Source organism: Kitasatospora sp. NBC_01300, assembly GCF_041435235.1.
GTDB lineage: Bacteria > Actinomycetota > Actinomycetes > Streptomycetales > Streptomycetaceae > Kitasatospora.
In genome coordinates this window covers 3789266-3806506 of sequence record NZ_CP108408.1, presented here as the reverse complement: position 1 = coordinate 3806506, position 17241 = coordinate 3789266, and the positions used below count along the sequence as shown (strand labels likewise).

The following is a 17241-nucleotide window of genomic DNA, read 5'->3' as shown; positions in this document are numbered from 1 at the left end:
AGGGGAGAGCCTCCGCGGCGTCATACCGCAGCAGCAGACGGGCTCGTCATTCCAGCTCATAGCCCTTGGCGCGTATGCCCGTTACGTTGAGCAGGTGTCCACTGCTGTCATCAAGACGGACGGCCTCACCAAGAGGTTCCCCCGGGTCACCGCCCTCGACCAGCTCACCGTCGAGGTGCGGCCCGGGGTGGTCGGGCTGGTCGGGGCCAACGGGGCGGGCAAGTCCACCCTCATCAAGATCCTGCTCGGCCTCGCCCCGGCGACGTCCGGCCGCGGCGAGGTCCTCGGCCTGGACGTCGCCACCCGGGGGCCGGAGATCCGTGAACGGGTCGGCTACATGCCCGAGCACGACTGCCTGCCGCCCGACGTGTCGGCGACCGAGTTCGTGGTGCACATGGCGCGGATGGCGGGGCTGCCGGCCACCGCCGCCCGTGAGCGCACCGCGGACACCCTGCGGCACGTCGGCCTGTACGAGGAGCGGTACCGGCCGATGGGCGGGTACTCGACCGGCATGAAGCAGCGGGTCAAGCTCGCCCAGGCGCTGGTGCACGACCCGAAGCTGGTGCTGCTGGACGAGCCGACCAACGGCCTCGACCCGGCGGGCCGGGACGAGATGCTGGGCCTGATCCGCCGGGTGCACACCGACTTCGGGATCTCGGTGCTGGTCACCACCCACCTGCTCGGCGAGCTGGAGCGCACCTGCGACCACCTGGTCGTGATCGACGGCGGCAAGCTGCTGCGCTCCTCCTCCACCGCCTCCTTCACCGAGGCGACGGCCGTCCTGGCGGTCGAGGTGACGGACCACCCGCAGGACGCCGTCGCGGAGCCGGGCGCCGCCGTCCGCGAACGGCTGGCCGCCGCCGGGCTGTCCGTCCAGCCGGAGGGCTCGCACCTGCTGCTGGTCCGGCTGGCCGGCGACGACACCTACGACACCATCCGCGACACCGTCGCCGGCCTGGGCCTCGGCCTGGTCCGGCTGGAGCAGCGCCGCCACCGGGTCGCCGAACTCTTCACCGACGAGAACAGGGGAGGGACGGACGATGTCGCTGCCTCCTGACACCAGGTCCGCCGACACCGGCGTCATCCACGACATCGGCTACCGCGGCTACACCGGGCCCCGGCTCGGCCGGGCCTACGCGACGCGCTCGCTGTTCACCCAGGGCCTGCGCGCCGCGTACGGGCTCGGGCGCTCCGGCAAGTCCAAGGTGCTGCCGATGCTGGTGCTCGGCGTGGTCACGCTGCCGGCCGTGGTCATGGTGGCGGTCGCCCTCGCCACCAGCGCGAAGGAGCTGCCGCTGGACTACCCGCGGTACCTGTCCTCGTTCGTGCTGGTCGTGTCGATCTTCCTGGCCTCGCAGGCGCCGGTGCTGTTCTCCCGGGATCTGCGGCACCACACCGTCCCGCTGTACTTCTCCCGCCCGATCACCCGCGCCGACTACGTCCGGGCCAAGTTCGCCGCGATGGTCAGCGCCCAGTTCCTGCTGATGGCGGCGCCGTTGCTGGTCCTCTACATCGGGGCGCTGCTCGGCGGGCTGGACTTCGGGCACAACACCGGGCACTTCCTGTCCGGCCTGGTCGCCGCCCTGCTGTACTCCCTGGTGCCGACCTCGGTGGCGGTGGTGGTCGCCGCCGCGACCCCGCGCCGCGGCTTCGGGGTGGCCGGGATCATGGGCTACCTGGCGATCAGCACGGCCGTGGTGGCGATCCTGACCCGGATCGGCACCGCCACCGAGCTCACCGTCCCGGACTCCGCCCAGTGGATCGCGCTGCTGTCGCCGAACGACCTGGTGGAGAGCCTGACCAACCAGCTCTTCGACGTCGGCGGGATGGGTGGCCGGATGCACGCGCCCGGCGGGCTCGGCGTGGTCGTCTTCACCGCCGCCGTCCTCGCGATGGTGTCCGGCTCGTACGGGCTGCTGCTGCGCCGCTACCGCAGCGTCTGATGAACCGAGGAGTTTGAGAGGGCGTCATGGCCACCATCACCATCGACAAGGTCTCCCGCTGGTTCGGGAACGTGGTCGCCGTCAACGACATCAGTATGACGATCGGCCCAGGCATCACCGGCCTGCTCGGTCCGAACGGCGCGGGCAAGTCGACCCTCATCCACATGATGAGCGGCTTCCTCTCGCCCTCCAGCGGGGCGGTCACCCTGGACGGCGCGCCGATCTGGCGCAACCAGCAGGTGTACCGGCAGATCGGCCTGGTCCCGGAACGGGAGTCGATGTACGACTACCTGACCGGCTGGGAGTTCGTGCTCGCCAACGCCGAACTGCACGGCCTCGCCGACCCGGGCGCCGCCGCCCGGCGCGCCCTGGACCTGGTGGAGATGGCCTACGCCAAGGACCGCCGCACCGGGACGTACTCCAAGGGCATGAAGCAGCGGGTCAAGATGGCCTCCGCGCTGGTCCACGACCCGGCCGTGCTGCTGCTCGACGAGCCGTTCAACGGCATGGACCCGCGCCAGCGGCTCCAGCTGATGGAGCTGCTGCGCCGGTTCGGCGCGGACGGCCGGACGGTGCTGTTCTCCTCCCACATCCTGGAGGAGGTCGAGCAACTGGCCCGGCACATCGAGGTCGTGGTGGCCGGCCGGCACGCCGCCTCGGGCGACTTCCGGAAGATCCGCCGACTGATGACCGACCGCCCACACCGCTACCTGGTCCGCTCCAGCGACGACCGCCGGCTGGCCGCCGCGCTGATCGCCGACGGCTCCACGACCGGTGTCGAGGTGGACGCGCGGGAACGGGCGCTGCGGATCGAGGCGGTGAACTTCCAGGGCTTCACCACCCTGCTGCCCCGGGTCGCCCGGGAGGCGGACATCCGGCTGTACACCGTCTCGCCGGCGGACGAGTCGCTGGAGAGCGTCTTCTCCTACCTGGTCTCCGCGTGAGGCCCGGCGTCCGAGCCACCGAACTCCCGTACCGGACCCAGGAAAGGGCCGACCGACCATGAACCCGACCGTCGCCAGGCTGACCCTGCGCGGCCTGCTGGGCCGCCGCCGCGGCCTCCTGCTGCTGGTGGTCCCCGCCCTGCTGCTGGTCATCTCGGCCGTCGCGAGCGGCACCGCCGGTGGGAACGAGCACGACCTCACCGTCAAGATCCTCGGGCAGCTCGGCCTCGGCACCCTGGTGCCGATCCTCGGCCTGGTCGTCGGCACCGGCGTGATCGCCACCGAGATCGACGACGGCTCGATCGTCTACCTGCTGGCCAAGCCGCTGCCGCGGTGGAAGATCGTCACCACCAAACTGGTCGTCGCGATCGGCACCACCTGGGTGTTCGCCGCCCTCCCGACGCTGCTCTGCGGCCTGCTGCTGATCGGCACCAGGGACGGCATCGCGCTCGGCTACACCGTGGCCGTGCTGGTCGCCGGGGCGGCGTACAGCGCGCTGTTCCTGCTGCTCGGCGTGGTCACCCGGCACGCGGTGGTGGCCGGGCTGGCGTACGCGCTGGTCTGGGAGTCGCTGATCGGCAACTTCGTGTCGGGCGCCCGGACGCTGAGCGTCCAGCAGTGGGGCCGGTCGGTGGCCGAGGCGGTCGCCGGGGACGCCGCGATCGGCGCCGACGTCTCGCTCGGGGTGGCCGTCCCGCTGTTGCTGGCGGTCACCGTGGCGGCGACGGTGCTGGCCTCGGTGAAGCTGGCCGGGCTGACCCTGGCCGCCGAGGAGTAGCCGGCCGGGGCCGACCCGAGCCGGCCTCAACGGGGTCGGCCCGGGTCGGCCTCAACGGGGTCGACCCGGGCGGAGGCCCTAGCCGAGCGTCCGGTTGCGGCCCGCGCCCCAGCCGGCCGCGCCGACCACGGTGGCCAGCACCAGCATCAGCACCAGGGTGGCCGTCCAGCCGCCGGTGAGCTGGTGCAGCGCGCCGGCGCCGACCGGGCCCGCCGCCGCGACCAGGTAGCCGACCGCCTGCGACATCCCGCCCAGCTGGGCGGCGCCGGCCGCGCTGCCGGTGCGCAGCACGATGAAGGCCAGGCCCAGGCCCAGCGAACCGCCCTGGGCGACGCCCAGGATGGTCGCCGACACCCAGGCGCCGGACACCGGCGCGATCAGCAGCAGGGCGATGCCGAGGCCGTTCAGCCCGGCCATCGCCACCGCCAGCCCGCGCTGGCGGGTCATCCGGCCGGCCAGCAGCGGCACCAGGAAGGCGCCCGCGACCTGCACCAGGTTGGAGAAGGCGAAGACCAGACCGGCCTCGCCGCGGTCCATGCCGTGGTCGGCCAGGATGGTCGGCATCCAGGCGACCAGGGTGTACACCAGCAGCGACGAGATGCCCATGAAGAGGCTGATCTGCCAGGCCATCGGCGAGCGCCAGATGCCCTCGATCGGCTTCTCGGCCGCCCGACCTGCCGCCCGACCTGCCGCCTGACCGGCCACGGGGCCGGCCGCCTGACCGGCCGCAGCGCCGGCGGAGAGGCCCGTCGGCGCCGCGACCGCCGCCCGCTCCTGCCGGGAGCGCAGCACCTGCGGCAGCCAGGCCACCGCGGCGATCAGCGCGAGCAGCGACCAGGTGCCCAGCGAGGCCTGCCAGCCGCCGCCGAGGGCGTGCTCCAGCGGCACCGACAGACCGGCCGCCAGGGTCGCGCCGACCAGCATGGTGGTCGAGTAGACGCCGGTCATCGCCGCCGCCCGGTCCGGGAACTCCCGCTTCACCAGGCCCGGCATCGACACGTTCAGCACCGCGATGGCCACGCCGATCACCACGCAGCCCGCGTACAGCGCCGCCACCGAGGGCAGCACCCGCAGCAGCACGCCCGCGCCCAGCACCAGGACCGCGCCCAGCACGACCCGTTCGGTGCCGAACCGCCGGGTCAGCCGGGGGGTGAGCGGGGCGCCGACGCCCTGGAACAGCACCGGCACGGTGGTGATCAGTCCGCTCGCGGTGGCGGAGAGTCCGAAGGTCCGCTGGATCTCGCCGACCATCGGCGACACCGCCGCCAGGCATGCGCGCATGTTCAGCGCGACCAGCAGGATGCCGGTCAGCAGCAGCGCGGGGTGGGCCAGCCGGGTGCGGACGGGAAGCGGGAGGGACGTGGTGGCAACCGGCTGCTGGGCACGGGTGACGGCCATGGGTGTGCTGTTCTTTCGTGAATGTGCGCGAGGGCGCGGAGGACGGAAGGGAGGCGGGTGCCTACGTCACTTCCGGGCCGCGATGGCGGCGAGGAGCTGCTCGACGGCCGCGGTCGGCTCGGCGAGCAGCTCACGACACGCGGCCTCGGCACGGTCCGGGTCGCCGCTCTCGATCGCGTCGACCAGCGCCGCGTGCGTGGCGACGGCCACCTCGGGCATGTCGTGGTCGCCGAAGGCCGAGGTCATCGACTCGCGCACGGAGGCGCCGAAGTAGCGGTAGACCTCGGTGAGCGCCGGGTTGTGCGCGGCCTCGACGATGGCGGTGTGGAACTCCAGGTCGTGCTCGACGGTGGCCTCGCGGTCGGTCCGCTCGGCGTGCGAGGCGATCACCTCGGCCTCGCGGGCCAGCGCGGCCCGCATCCGCTCGACGTCCTCGCGGGTGTGCCGCAGCGCGGCCAGCCGGGCGGCCTCGGTCTCCAGTGCGGCCCGGACCTCCAGGACGTCCCGGATGCCCGAGCGCTGGACGCCGCGCAGGACGGCGGCCGGGTCGCTGGTGGAGCGGACGAACGTCCCCTCGCCCTGGCGGGAGACCAGCATGCCGGCGTGCACCAGCACCCGGATCGCCTCCCGGACGGTGTTCCGGCCGACCTGCAGCTGCTCGGCGAGCTCGTGCTCGGTGGGGATCTGCGATCCCACCGGCCAGACGCCGCCGGCCAGTTGCTCGCGCAGCTGGTCGATCGCGGTGTCCACCAGGGAGCGCCGTCCGGCCGCCTGGAGGCTGTTGCCGTCGCCGGTCATGCCGGTGCTCCCTTCGTCGCTGGTCGCCGCGTCGCTGGTCAACGCCGGTCGTCGGTCATCCTACAACCGCTTGCCCGGTCATCCTACAACTGGAGGTGAACCTCCGCCGAACACCACGGCGTGATCCGGAAGAGAGCCCCTAGACGCCCGGGTAGAGCTGTTCCAGGACGACGGCGACGCCGTCCTCGTCGTTGCTCGCGGTGACCTCGTCGGCGACGGCGAGCAGTTCCTCGTGGGCGTTGGCCATCGCCACGCCGCGGGCCGCCCAGCCGAACATCGGCACGTCGTTGGGCATGTCGCCGAAGGCGATGGTGTCGGCCCCGCGGACGCCCAGGCGGCGGGCGGCGACGGCCAGCCCGGTGGCCTTGGACAGGCCCAGCGGCAGCAGTTCGACCACTCCGGCGCCGGCCATCACGACGCCGACCAGGTCCCCGGCGACGCGGCGGGCGGCCTCGGCGAGCGCGTCGTCGGTCAGGCCGGGGTGCTGGATGTAGAGCTTGCTGACCGGGGCGTCGAGCAGCTGGTCGCGGTCGACCCGGACGACCGGGAGGTCGGAGCCGATCAGCAGCTCGTAGCCGGGGCCGGCCAGCACCTGGCCGTCCAGACCGTCCTGGTTGGCGGCGACGGCCAGCTGGCCGGTCTCGGCCTCGATCTTGGCGATGGCGAGCGCGGCGAGCCGGCGGTCCAGGGTGAGGGAGGTGAGCAGCCGGTGAGCGCCGGCGTCGTACACCTGGGCGCCCTGGCCGCAGACGGCTATCCCGGTGTAGCCGATCTCGTCGAAGACCGGGCGGGCCCAGGCGGCGGAGCGGCCGGTGACGACGATGTGCAGCGCGCCCGCGCCGGTGGCCGTGGCCAGGGCGGCGCGGGTGCGCTCGGAGACGGTTTCCGCGCTGGTCAGCAGGGTGCCGTCGAGGTCGGTGGCGACCAGCCGGTAGGGCAGGTCGCCACCGCTCGGGTGCTCACCGTTGGGGGAGACGGGGCTGGGGCTGGTGGTGCTCATGGGCCGTACGTCTCCCGGGAGTTGCGGGTGGTGCGGGTGGCGCGGTGCTACTTGACCGGTTCGAGGACGGTCCGCCCGCCGAGGAACGGCCGCAGTGCCTCGGGCACGACCACCGAGCCGTCGGCCTGCTGGTGGTTCTCCAGGATCGCCACGATGGTGCGGGGGACGGCGACCAGGGTGCCGTTCAGGGTGGCCAGCGGGCGGGTCTTGCCCTCCTCGCGCATCCGGATGGCGAGCCGGCGGGCCTGGTACTCGGTGGTGTTGGAGGTCGAGGTGACCTCGCGGTACTTGCCCTGGGTCGGGATCCAGGCCTCGATGTCGAACTTGCGCGCGGCCGAGGCGCCGAGGTCGCCGGAGGCGACGTCGATCACCCGGTAGGGCAGCTCCAGCGCGTTGAGGAAGTCCTTCTCCCACTGGAGCAGGCGGCGGTGCTCGTTCTCGGCGTCCTCGGGAGTGGTGTAGACGAACATCTCCACCTTCTCGAACTGGTGGACGCGGATGATGCCGCGGGTGTCCTTGCCGTAGGTGCCGGCCTCGCGGCGGAAGCAGGACGAGTAGCCGGCGTAGCGCAGCGGCAGCTTCTCGGCGTCGAGGATCTCGTCCATGTGGTACGCGGCGAGCGGGACCTCGCTGGTGCCGACCAGGTACCGGTCGTCCTCGGCGAGGTGGTACACGTTCTCGGCGGCCTGGCCGAGGAACCCGGTGCCGTCCATGGCGGCGGGCCGGACCAGGGTCGGGGTGATCATCGGGATGAAGCCAGCCGCGGTGGCCTGCGCGATGGCCATGTTGACCAGGGCGAGCTCCAGCAGCGCGCCGACGCCGGTCAGGTAGTAGGAGCGGGCGCCGGCGACCTTGGCGCCGCGCTCGGTGTCGATCGCGCCCAGGATCTGGCCGAGCTCGACGTGGTCGCGCGGCTCGAAGCCCTCGGCGGCGAAGTCGCGCGGGGTGCCGATCTCCTCCAGGGTGACGAAGTCCTCCTCGCCGCCGACCGGGGCGGCCGGGTCGATGAGGTTCGCCAGCGAGCGGAGCAGGCGCTCGGCCTCCTCCTTGGCCGCGCCCTGCTCGGCGTCCGCGGCCTTGACCTCGGCGGCCAGCTCCTTGGTGCGCTGCAGCAGGGCGGTCTTCTCCTCGCCCTTGGCCTGGGCGACCTGCTTGCCGAGCGTCCGCTGCTCGCTGCGCAGTTCGTCGAAGCGACTGCCCGAGGACCGGCGCCGTTCGTCGGCGGAGAGGAGGGCGTCGACCAGGTCGACGTCCTCGCCACGGACGCGCTGCGAGGCGCGCACTCGGTCAGGGTCCTCACGAAGCAGGCGAAGGTCAATCACAGGCCCAAGCGTACCGGGCGGAGGCTCATCCACCGGTACGGGTTTTCCCCTGGGGATAACCGCCCGGATCCTGTGGATAACTTCTGTGGGCAACGGGCAGGGCCCGGGTTATCCACAGGATCCGGGCGGCGCCTGTGGATTGAAGGGGAGGTCGGCCCTCCGATCACCGAAGCCAGGGAATTGAGGTTTCAAACCTCATTTGACCTTCTCGGGTGAGGGAATTGAAGCACTCAGACGGGTGATTTAGTGGCACACGGGTGACTCTGGTCCGATTAGTCATCTCTACGCCGCTAACCAATGATCCGACCGAAACCGGCAGTGGCTATACCGGTTTGTCGACTCATCCCCAGGCCTGTGGATAACTTTCGGCTGTGGATAGTCCCCGCCCCTGTGGATGGCGGGTTCCGGCGCCGCGGGCCCCTGTGGACGACGGGTGCGGTCACCCTCCCCCTTCCGTCCGGCCGGGAGAAAACGATCGGAAAAGGGCGGAAAGACAAAGGGCATCGATCAGATGTTGTCGCGGTGCCCTCGCGGTGCCGGCGCGGTGCCCTCGCGTGGATCAGATGTCGCCGCGCCCGTCGAGGCACCGGGAGAGCCAGTCGGCGGCGGCCGTGAAATCGTCGTCCGAGGTGCCCGGCCGCCGGTGCGTGGAGACCTGCCGGTCGGCGCGCGGATAGGAGCCGAGGAACCGCACCTGCGGGCTGATCCGCTTCAGCCCCATCAGGGCCTCCGCCACCCGGCGCTCGGACAGGTGCCCCTCGCAGTCGATCAGGAAGCAGTAGTTGCCGATGCCCTCGCCGGTCGGCCGCGACTCGATCCGCATCAGGTTGACCCCGCGCACCGCGAACTCCTGGAGCAGCTCCAGCAGCGCGCCCGGGTGGTCGTCCGGCAGCCAGACCACCATCGAGGTCTTGTCCGCGCCGGTCGGCGAGGAGACCCGGCCCGGGCGGCCGACCAGGACGAACCGGGTGGTCGCGGTCTGCGCGTCCGCGATGTCCTTGACCAGCGGGTCCAGCCCGTAGATCGGCGCCGCGAACTCGCCCGCGAACGCCCCGTCGTAGCGGCCCTCGGCGACCAGCCGGGCGCCGTCCGCGTTGGAGGCGGCCGACTCCCACTGCGCGTCCGGCAGGTTGGCCGCCAGCCAGCGGCGCACCTGCGCCTGGGCCACCGGGTGGCTGGTCACCGTCTTGACCCCCGCCAGGTCGGTGCCCGGCCGCACCAGCAGCGCGAAGGAGATCGGCAGCAGCACCTCACGGTAGATCATCAGCGGTGCGCCGGCGGCGAGTTCGTCGTTGGTCGCGGTGACGGCGCCCTCGACCGAGTTCTCGATCGGGACGAACGCCCCGGAGGCGTCCCCGCCGCGCACCGCGTCCAGCACCAGCGGCACCGAGGCCAGCGGCACCAGTTCCCGGGTCGCGGCCTCGGGCAGGGTGCGCAGCGCCGCCTCGGTGAAGGTGCCGGCCGGGCCGAGGTAGGTGTAGCGGGTGGCCGACATGACGCCTCCGTGGGGAACAGGGGGGAACCGGGGCAGGGGTGTTGCCGAAGAAGTCACCATAACGACTCCGCCCGCCGGCCAGGAAAGCGTTTCAGTGGCCGGGACCGGAGACCGCCGCGGGCGTGCTACTCGAAGAGCTGCTGGCCGAGGTGGCCGCCGGCCGGGACGCCCGGCGGCACCGCGTACAGGCCGCTGGCCTCGTGCCGCAGGAAGCGGGAGAGGCCGTCCCCCCGGGCCAGCTTGCGCTGCACCGGGGTGAAGCCCTTGCGCGGGTCGGCCTGGAAGGCGAGGAAGAGCAGTCCGGCGTCCGGCGAGCCGTCGGGCAGCAGGCCGTCGTGGTACGAGAACCCGCGCCGCAGCATCGCCGCCCCGCCGTTGGCGGCCGGTGCGGCCACCCGGACGTGCGCGTCGGCGGGGATCGCCAGCGCGCCGTCCGGGCCCTGCGCGGCCAGGTCGACGGGGGTGCGCTCGCCGGCCCCGGCGGGTGCGCCGAGCGGCGCGCCGTCCGACTTGCGCCGCCCGATCACCCGCTCCTGCCGGTCGGTCGGCAGCGCCTCCCAGTTGTCCAGCAGCATCCGGATCCGCCGGAACACCAGGTACGAGCCGCCGGCGAGCCAGGCCGGCTGGTCCGGTCCGGCGGTGCAGAACACCTTGGCGGCGAAGCCGTCCTCGTCCGGCCGGGGGTTGTTGGTGCCGTCGATCTGGCCCATCAGGTTGCGGCCGGTCATCGGGCGCGCGGTGGCACCGGGCGTACGGGCGAAGCCGGCCGACTGCCAGCGCAGCGCCGCCGTGCCGGCCGCCTGGCGCTGCAGCACCCGCAGCGCGTGCACGGCCACCAGGGCGTCGTCGGCGCCGATCTGGACGAACAGGTCGCCGTCGCCGCGCGCCGGGTCGAGCGCGTCGGCGGGGAAGGGCGGCAGCGGTTCGAGCGCCTGCGGGCGGCGGTCGGCCAGCCCGGCCTTGTCGAACAGGGCGGCGCCGAAGCCGACGGTGAGGGTGAGCGAGCAGGGGCCGGCGTCCAGCGCCACCTGGTTGTCGGCGTCCTCGGCAGGCTCCCCGGCGGTCAGCCGCTCGGCGGTCCTCGTCCAGCGCTGGAGCAGGGTGCGCAGCCCGTCCCGCCCGGCGCCCTCGGCCAGGTCGAAGGCGGCCAGCTGGACCCGGGCCTGCTGGGGTTCGAGGATGCCGGCCTGGTGCTCGCCGTGGAACGGCACCCGGGCCGTGCCGAGCGCGCCGCCCGGCCCGGCGGCGGGCCCTGCGCCGGGGTGGCGGTCCAGGGCGACCGCCCCGGCGACGCCGGCTCCGGCGCCGGCCAGCAGCCCGGCGCCGGCGGTGCCGAGCAGGGCCCGCCGGGTGAAGCCGGCCCGGCCGGGCGCCTGCGCACCCGGTGCTGCGGGCCTCGGCACCGTGGCCCGGTCCGTCGGGGCCTGGTCCGCCGTGGCCCGGTCCGCCGGGGTGCGGTCCGTCGAGGTGTGCTCCATCGCGGTCAGCCGATCTTGAACTGCTGGGTCGGGGTGGTCTGGTCGATGTCGGAGGAGCGGATCTGCACCGACACCACCCAGGTGCCGGCCAGCGGCAGCTGCGCGGTGCCGCTCCAGCGGCCGGTGCCCTCCGGGGTGAGCGCCACCGGCAGCGGGCCGAGGTCGCGGTCCGGCAGGGTGAAGGCGAGCTGCACCTCGGGGACGTCCACCGGCTGCCCGTCCGCGCCGGTCAGCGCCAGGTGCACCTCGTTCGAACCGGTCCGGGCCGGGTTGAGGGTGACGGTCGCCGTCCCCTTGGCGTTCGGGGTGCGGCCCTTGGTGTCGTACGGGAGCTTGAGCTCCACGGTGCGGCCCGGCTCGGTCTGCGGGGCGGGCGCGCCCCCGGCGGCCGGCCCGGCGGCGGGCGCGACGGCACCGGCCTTGACCTCGCTCGCCACCCGCCCGGGCGGGGAGTTGGTGAGCATCGTGGTGACCACCAGCACCGCCACCGCGACCAGCGCCTCGACCAGCACCGAGCGGCGCAGCCCGGCCCGGGTCGGGGTCAGTCCGCGCTCGCGCCCGGCGCTCTCCCGGGCCGCCTGCTGGCGGGCCAGCTGGGCCTGCCGGAGCGGGTCCTCGGAGTGTGCGGCGGCGACGCCGACCGGCTCCGGCACAGCGGCCGGCTCGACCTCCGCCGCCTCGGCCGGGGCCGCGCGCAGCCGGGCCAGCCAGGTGCGGGAGAACCAGGCGGCGCCGAGCATCACGGCCACGCAGCCGGTCTTCACCAGCAGCAGCCGCCCGTACTCGGTGCCGGTCAGCGCGCCCCAGCTGCCGAGGCCGCGCCAGGACTGGTAGACGCCGGTGGCGGCCAGCACCGCGACCGAGCCGAAGGCGACCTTCGAGAAGCGGTCGACGACCTGCGCGCCGACCCCCTCGCGCAGCGCGACCAGCAGCGCGGCCAGGCCGCCCAACCAGAGCGCCATCGCGATCAGGTGCAGCATGCCGAGCGGCAGCGACAGCCAGACCTGGATGCCGACCGAGGCGTGGTCGGCGCCGACCCAGGTCGCCGCCAGGGCGATCGAGAGCACCAGCCCGGCGACGCCGAGGCCCAGCCGGGCCTCGCGCTGCGGCCGCTCGGCGACGCGCTGCTCCAGTTCCCGCAGCTCGGCCTCCTCGGCTTCCTCGTCGCCCGTGCTTCCGGCGCTCCCCGCGCTTCCGCCGGTCCCCGTGGTCCCGGCGCCGCCGGGCTGCGCCGCCGGCCGGGCCGGCTGCCCCAACTGGCCGACCAGCAGCGACAGGAACACCCCGCTCGCCGCGAGCAGCAGCAGCCGGGCGGCCAGCGCGGTGCCGATCCGCTCGTCCAGGGTGGCGCGCACCAGCGACAGGTCGAGGGCCTTGCCGATCCCCGAACCGCGCTCGTACGGGCCGCGCAGCATCAGCACCGCGACGGTGGAGGTCAGCAGCGCCGCCCAGCCGGTCATCAGCAGCCGCTGCATCCGGCGCCGGGTGGCGCCCTCCGGCCAGCAGATCAGTACGAACGCGGCGACGCCGGCGAGCAGCGCGAACGCCGCGTACGCGACGGTGCGCCCGGTGCCGTAGAGGGCGGAGACCAGGCCGTCGGCCTTGGCCCCCTGGAGCGCGGTGGCGGACACCGAGGTGTCCGAGGGCGCGCCGATGGAGAAGGTGAACGCGCCGCCGATCGGGTGCGAGTCCTCCGAGACGGCCCGCCAGGCGACGGTGTACGTGCCGTTGGCGAGCCCGCTGTTCAGGCCGACCCGGGCGGTGTCCGCCTTGCCGTCGGCGTGCCCGGGGTTGCCGGTGTCCACCGCCTTGCCGGCCGGGTCGAGCACCCGCACCGAGTCGCTGGACAGTGACACGGACTCGCTGAAGGTCAGCGTGACCGCCTGCGGGGCGGTGGCGACCACCGAGTTCTGGTGCGGGTCGGTGGACTCCAGGGTGGCGTGCGCGGCGGCCGGTCCGGCGCCGGCGAGCATCAGCGCGAGCAGCGCGCCGAGCGTCCCGAGCAGTCCGGCGATGCGGCGGTGGGCGGCCTTCTCCATGCTGGCGGGTCCCCTTAACTCTGGCCGGGGCGGTAGGTGAGCTCCTTGACCGGCACCTTGACCGACAGGGTGCCGGACTTGGCGAAGGTCAGGTCGAGCTCCAGCTCGTCGCCGAGGGCGGGGGCCTTCTGCCACCCCATGATCATCAGGTGGGTGCCGCCGCGGGCGAACTCCAACGCGCCGTGCGCGGGCACGTCCAGGCTCGGGACCTGCTCCATGCTCGACGGGGTCGAGCGGTGCATCGTGACGGACTCGGCGCCCGGGCTGCTCACCTTGACCAGCTGGTCCTGCCCGCCGTCGTTGCGGACGGTCAGGTAGCCGGCGGCCATCCCGCCGGCCGGGGGCAGCGGGATGTAGGAGTCGGCGACGCTCAGCTTCGCCGCCCCGCCGCCGGCACCGCCCTGACCGCCTGCTCCGCAGGCGACCAGGATGGCGCCGCCGCCCAGGGCCGTCGCCAGTACCGCGCCCGTGAGCGCCGTCCGCCGGAAGCCGAGGGTCGCGCGGCCGGCCGGGGCGTGGCCGGTCGGGGCCTTCATGCCGCGACCCCCTTGGCGAGCAGCGGCAGGTCGTGCTCGTAGGTCTTCTCCTCGGTGCCGCTCAGGTAGAGCACGTGCGCCTTGTCGTCCGAGGGGAGGAAGGCCAGCACCTGCGCGCCGTGGGTCGAGGTGACGGTGCCGTCCGCGTTGACCACCGGGTCCTCGATCAGGATGCCGAGCGACTTGGCGGCCGTCTTCACCTTGGCCAGGTCGCCGGTCAGGCCTATGAAGTCGCTGCCCATCGAGTCCAGCCAGGTGCGCAGCACCTTGGGGGTGTCGCGCTGCGGGTCGGTGGAGACGAAGACGACGTTGACCTTCTGCCGCTCCTCGGCCGGGAGCGCCTTCATCGCGACGCCGATGTCGCCCATGGTGGTCGGGCAGACGTCCGGGCAGCTGGTGTAGCCGAAGAACAGCAGCGTGGTCTTGCCGTTGGTCTGCTGCCGCAGGTCGTACGGCTGGCCGGAGGTGTCGGTCAGCTGGAGGTCGGGCTTCTCGAAGTTCTTGGTGAGCACCGTGCCCTGGTACGGCGAGTCGGACTTCTGCTTGGTGACCTTGGCGGGGGCCGAGCCGCCCCCCGAGGAGCCGCAGGCGGTCAGCGTCAGGGCGGCGGCGAGCGCGACGGCGGCCGCGCCGGCCAGGCGGGTGGTGCGGGTGGTGCGGAGCATGGGAGATCCGATCGTGCGGGGTGGGACCGCCGGCGGGACCGTACCCGGGGCGTGGGTACGGCCCCGCCGGCGGGGTGGGTCAGGAGGCGGAGCCGCTGTTCCGGCGGCGCAGGCCGAGCACGCCGACGGCGGTGCCGATCACGCCGACCACGATGCCGACCACGCCGAGCACCCGGGCGGTGGAGTCGCTGGACTTGGCGTCGGCCGGGGCCGCGGCGTGGTCGGCGCTGTCGCCGTGGGCGCCCGCGGAGGGGGAGGCGGTGACGCCACCGTGGGCGTCCTCACCGGCGGCGGCCTTGGTGAGCTTCAGGACGGGGGCCGGGTGGGCCGGCTCGGGCTGGCCGTCCTTGGACTCGTCGATCCAGCGGACGATGTCGCCGTTGTCGTAGGTCTGCAGGGTCTTGAAGACCATGCTGTCGGCGTCGGACGGCAGCGGGCCGAGCGAGACCCGGAACTCCTGGAACTGACCGGGGGCGATCTTGGTGCCGGCGTCGGCGGTCCAGGTGATCTTGGAGACGGCCTCGTTGACGTCGCTGCCGTGCACCTTGATCGGCTTGTCGAGCTTCGCCTTCTCGACGGCCGCGGTCCAGCCCGGCAGCGGCAGGGTGCGGACGGAGGCCAGCGGGTGGTCCAGCGGGAGGTTGACCTCCAGCTTCACCGTGCCGGCGGCGTCGCTCTCGTTCGGCACCCGGAAGTCGACGGCCGTGTAGCCGCCCTGGGCGGCCGCACCCGGGTTCACGGTGACGTGCGCGAACGCGGGACCGGCCAGCGCCACCACGGAGGCGGCGGCGGTGAGGGCGACGGCGGCGAGACGGCGGGTGGGAAGGGAACGCATGATGCGGTGTCTCCGATCGGAGCTCGGCGGACCGGCCCGCGTCCGGGCGACGGGAAGACCGTGCCTCGGCGGGGCCGCGCGTGGGGACGTGCTGGGGACGTGTGGGGGCGGAACCGGGGGCCGTCGGCGTGTCGGGGACACACGGGATGTCGGGGACACGCGGGACCGGCCCGGGACGCTGCGCACGACCGGGGCCCGACACGAACGGGGCGCCAGGAGCCGGATCAGTACGCGAAGGCCCCGCGCGGCGGACCGCGCCGCACCACGCTGTGCCGCAGCGCGGCACCCGCCGGAAGCGGACTCTCCCCGTCCCGGACACCGAAGGGGCGGGCCGGACCGGCCGCGCCGAACAGGCCGCGCAGCAGCGCCGCCACCAGCACCAGCGCCGACCGCAGCGGCGCCGCCCAGTGCTCCCGGGCCGCCGACGCGGTCACCCGCACCAGCCGCCACAGCGCCGCCTCACCGCGCCGCAGCCACCAGCCCGCCACCAGCGCGGCGGCCAGGTGCCCGGCCAGCATCGACGGCGTCATCCCGAACACGCCGCCCTGCCACCACGGGGCGACGGCGTACGCGTTCGGGTCCAGGCCCGCCGAGGAGACCAACTGCTCGGCGGTCGGGCTTCCGGGCAGGCCGGCCAGCGTGCCGGGGCGCGCCTCGTTGCAGATCAGCCGGCCCGCCACGGTCGGCAGGGTCAGCGGACCGGAGCCGCCGTGGTGCATGCCGGCCATGCCGCCGATCGCGGCGTGGCCGTTGAAGCCGTGGAACAGGCAGTGCAGCCCGAGCTGCCCCGCGCCCAGCGCACCGGCGATGGCCGTCAGCGAACGCTCCCGCCCACCGCAGGCCACCGCGAGCACCAGCACCGCGGCGAAGCCCGTCGCCAACGCGGTCGGCGGCACGTTCCCGCCACCCGCCAGGGCATGCCCGGCGGCCGCTATCAGCGTGCACACCAGGGCGAACGGGACGGCCCGGGCAAGCCGCAGGTCCCAGGCGGCGGCCCCCACCGGCGCATCCGGTGCGAGGGCGCCCGGGAGCGGGGCGGCGGGGAGGGCAGTCATGGCCGGGACATCATCTCACCGCCTACCTCGCCCGCGTGGGCAGGGTGGGAAATCCCTACGAATGCCCCGTTCGGCAGCGGCGTGCAGGCCGGAGAGTGCGCCACTCGGCACAATCCACGGCCTCAGTCCATCCGCCGAACGGGCGGCAGCGGGCCCCGGGCACGGTTCACCGCCGAATCGCCCGGAGATACCTAGTTGTATGTGGAGCCGCAGCCAGGAGGGACCTCCCGTGGACATCTGGTGGACTCTGCACCTCAAGCGCGACCCGGCCAGCGTCCCGCTGGCCCGGCGCATCCTGCTCGGTGCCATGGCGACGGCGGGCGTCGACCCGCAGATCGCCCACGACCTCGGCGTCGCCCTCAGCGAGGCCTGCGCCAACGCCGTCGAGCACGGCGCCTGCGGGCGGCCCGACGACGGCTTCCAGGTCACCGCCTCGATCAGCGGCGACCGCCTGCGGATCGAGGTCACCGACTCCGGCCCCGGCCTGCCCGGCCCCGTCGGCACCCCCGCCCCGGTGCTGCGCCGCCGCCCCGTCCCCCCGCCGCCGCCCCGCCCGGCCGCGCACCGCCGCCCCCGCCGCGGCCGCGCCACCGTCCCGGCCCGCGTCCTCACCGGCCACCAGCCCCGGCGCGACGGCCACCCCTACGACACCCACGTCCTCCCCGCCCGCCCCGCTGCGCCCACGCTGCGCCCCGTGGACCTCGACACCCTCCCGGACCTCACCGCCGAATCCGGCCGGGGCCTCTTCCTCATCCACGCCCTCACCGACCACGTCCAGCTCCGCAACCACCCGCTCCGGGGCGCCATCGTGAGCTTCGACAAGATCCTCAAGTGGCAGGACGGGGCCCTGCTGCGGGCGTCCTGACACGGCGAACCGATGACGACGCGCTGATACGACGAACTGATACGACGAACGCCGGGGGCGCGGACCACGGTCCGCGCCCCCGGCGTTCAC

At 73.9% G+C, this 17241-nt stretch carries 16 protein-coding genes; 5 read left to right on the top strand and 11 right to left on the bottom strand.

Translation table 11 applies throughout. The features are described 5' to 3' along the window. The first annotated feature begins 94 nt into the window (after positions 1-94). Genes OG556_RS16975 through OG556_RS16960 form a run of 4 tightly spaced genes read left to right on the top strand, consistent with a single transcriptional unit; the run spans position 95 to position 3665 of the window. Positions 95-1057 carry an ABC transporter ATP-binding protein gene (locus OG556_RS16975; protein ID WP_371517778.1) on the top strand — a complete coding sequence of 321 codons (963 nt, stop codon included), beginning with the start codon at positions 95-97 and terminating at the stop codon, positions 1055-1057. Beyond that, positions 1041-1943: an ABC-2 transporter permease gene (locus OG556_RS16970; protein ID WP_371517777.1), complete on the top strand. Its 903-nt coding sequence runs from the start codon at positions 1041-1043 to the stop codon at positions 1941-1943. The genes OG556_RS16975 and OG556_RS16970 overlap by 17 nt, the downstream gene beginning before the upstream one ends. 26 nt (positions 1944-1969) lie before the next feature. Continuing rightward, a complete protein-coding gene (locus tag OG556_RS16965) occupies positions 1970-2887 on the top strand; it encodes an ABC transporter ATP-binding protein (RefSeq protein ID WP_363621121.1) in 918 nt (305 codons plus the stop codon). Positions 2888-2945: 58 nt separating this feature from the next. After that, a complete protein-coding gene (locus OG556_RS16960; RefSeq protein WP_371517776.1) occupies positions 2946-3665 on the top strand; it encodes an ABC transporter permease in 720 nt (239 codons plus the stop codon). A 78-nt stretch (positions 3666-3743) separates the two neighbouring features. Here the strand turns inward: OG556_RS16960 and OG556_RS16955 are convergent, their stop codons facing one another. The 11 genes from OG556_RS16955 to OG556_RS16905 form a co-directional block, all read right to left on the bottom strand. Further along, positions 3744-5063 carry a CynX/NimT family MFS transporter gene (locus OG556_RS16955; protein ID WP_371517775.1) on the bottom strand — a complete coding sequence of 440 codons (1320 nt, stop codon included), beginning with the start codon at positions 5061-5063 and terminating at the stop codon, positions 3744-3746. Positions 5064-5129: 66 nt separating this feature from the next. Further along, positions 5130-5861 carry a FadR/GntR family transcriptional regulator gene (locus OG556_RS16950; protein ID WP_371517774.1) on the bottom strand — a complete coding sequence of 244 codons (732 nt, stop codon included), beginning with the start codon at positions 5859-5861 and terminating at the stop codon, positions 5130-5132. A 139-nt stretch (positions 5862-6000) separates the two neighbouring features. Then, on the bottom strand, positions 6001-6861 hold the full coding sequence (locus tag OG556_RS16945) for an HAD family hydrolase (protein ID WP_371517773.1): 861 nt from the start codon (positions 6859-6861) through the stop codon (positions 6001-6003). Between the two features lie 47 nt (positions 6862-6908). Further along, positions 6909-8183, bottom strand: coding sequence for a serine--tRNA ligase (gene serS, locus OG556_RS16940; protein ID WP_371517772.1), 1275 nt, complete (start codon positions 8181-8183; stop codon positions 6909-6911). A gap of 559 nt (positions 8184-8742) precedes the next feature. Then, positions 8743-9678 carry a prephenate dehydratase gene (gene pheA, locus OG556_RS16935; RefSeq protein ID WP_363581480.1) on the bottom strand — a complete coding sequence of 312 codons (936 nt, stop codon included), beginning with the start codon at positions 9676-9678 and terminating at the stop codon, positions 8743-8745. A gap of 125 nt (positions 9679-9803) precedes the next feature. Then, positions 9804-11156 carry an iron uptake transporter deferrochelatase/peroxidase subunit gene (gene efeB, locus OG556_RS16930; RefSeq protein ID WP_371517771.1) on the bottom strand — a complete coding sequence of 451 codons (1353 nt, stop codon included), beginning with the start codon at positions 11154-11156 and terminating at the stop codon, positions 9804-9806. 5 nt (positions 11157-11161) lie between these two features. Continuing rightward, the gene (locus OG556_RS16925) at positions 11162-13195 is read right to left on the bottom strand and encodes a FixH family protein (protein WP_371517769.1); all 2034 of its coding nucleotides are present in this window, start codon (positions 13193-13195) and stop codon (positions 11162-11164) included. Positions 13196-13209: 14 nt separating this feature from the next. Continuing rightward, positions 13210-13731, bottom strand: a complete 522-nt coding sequence (locus OG556_RS16920) for a copper chaperone PCu(A)C (protein WP_371517768.1) — start codon at positions 13729-13731, stop codon at positions 13210-13212. After that, on the bottom strand, positions 13728-14396 hold the full coding sequence (locus OG556_RS16915) for an SCO family protein (protein WP_371517767.1): 669 nt from the start codon (positions 14394-14396) through the stop codon (positions 13728-13730). The genes OG556_RS16920 and OG556_RS16915 overlap by 4 nt, the downstream gene beginning before the upstream one ends. A gap of 79 nt (positions 14397-14475) precedes the next feature. Next, positions 14476-15231 (bottom strand): YcnI family protein, encoded by a 756-nt coding sequence (locus tag OG556_RS16910; RefSeq protein WP_371517766.1) that lies wholly within the window; start codon positions 15229-15231, stop codon positions 14476-14478. Between the two features lie 224 nt (positions 15232-15455). Beyond that, positions 15456-16286, bottom strand: coding sequence for a hypothetical protein (locus tag OG556_RS16905; RefSeq protein WP_371517765.1), 831 nt, complete (start codon positions 16284-16286; stop codon positions 15456-15458). Between the two features lie 229 nt (positions 16287-16515). On the opposite strand from OG556_RS16905, the gene OG556_RS16900 reads away from it, so the two are divergent. Then, positions 16516-17151: an ATP-binding protein gene (locus tag OG556_RS16900; RefSeq protein WP_371517763.1), complete on the top strand. Its 636-nt coding sequence runs from the start codon at positions 16516-16518 to the stop codon at positions 17149-17151. Positions 17152-17241 lie beyond the last annotated feature (90 nt).

Bases quoted from the DNA above. Each gene is read 5' to 3' on its own strand.
- OG556_RS16925 (WP_371517769.1), bottom strand. From the start codon at position 13,195: ATGGAGAAGGCCGCCCACCGCCGCATCGCCGGACTGCTCGGGACGCTC.
- OG556_RS16915 (WP_371517767.1), bottom strand. From the start codon at position 14,396: ATGCTCCGCACCACCCGCACCACCCGCCTGGCCGGCGCGGCCGCCGTC.
- OG556_RS16945 (WP_371517773.1), bottom strand. From the start codon at position 6,861: ATGAGCACCACCAGCCCCAGCCCCGTCTCCCCCAACGGTGAGCACCCG.
- OG556_RS16955 (WP_371517775.1), bottom strand. From the start codon at position 5,063: ATGGCCGTCACCCGTGCCCAGCAGCCGGTTGCCACCACGTCCCTCCCG.
- OG556_RS16960 (WP_371517776.1), top strand. From the start codon at position 2,946: ATGAACCCGACCGTCGCCAGGCTGACCCTGCGCGGCCTGCTGGGCCGC.
- efeB (WP_371517771.1), bottom strand. From the start codon at position 11,156: ATGGAGCACACCTCGACGGACCGCACCCCGGCGGACCGGGCCACGGCG.
- OG556_RS16910 (WP_371517766.1), bottom strand. From the start codon at position 15,231: ATGCGTTCCCTTCCCACCCGCCGTCTCGCCGCCGTCGCCCTCACCGCC.
- OG556_RS16970 (WP_371517777.1), top strand. From the start codon at position 1,041: ATGTCGCTGCCTCCTGACACCAGGTCCGCCGACACCGGCGTCATCCAC.
- OG556_RS16905 (WP_371517765.1), bottom strand. From the start codon at position 16,286: ATGACTGCCCTCCCCGCCGCCCCGCTCCCGGGCGCCCTCGCACCGGAT.
- OG556_RS16920 (WP_371517768.1), bottom strand. From the start codon at position 13,731: ATGAAGGCCCCGACCGGCCACGCCCCGGCCGGCCGCGCGACCCTCGGC.
- OG556_RS16950 (WP_371517774.1), bottom strand. From the start codon at position 5,861: ATGACCGGCGACGGCAACAGCCTCCAGGCGGCCGGACGGCGCTCCCTG.
- OG556_RS16965 (WP_363621121.1), top strand. From the start codon at position 1,970: ATGGCCACCATCACCATCGACAAGGTCTCCCGCTGGTTCGGGAACGTG.
- pheA (WP_363581480.1), bottom strand. From the start codon at position 9,678: ATGTCGGCCACCCGCTACACCTACCTCGGCCCGGCCGGCACCTTCACC.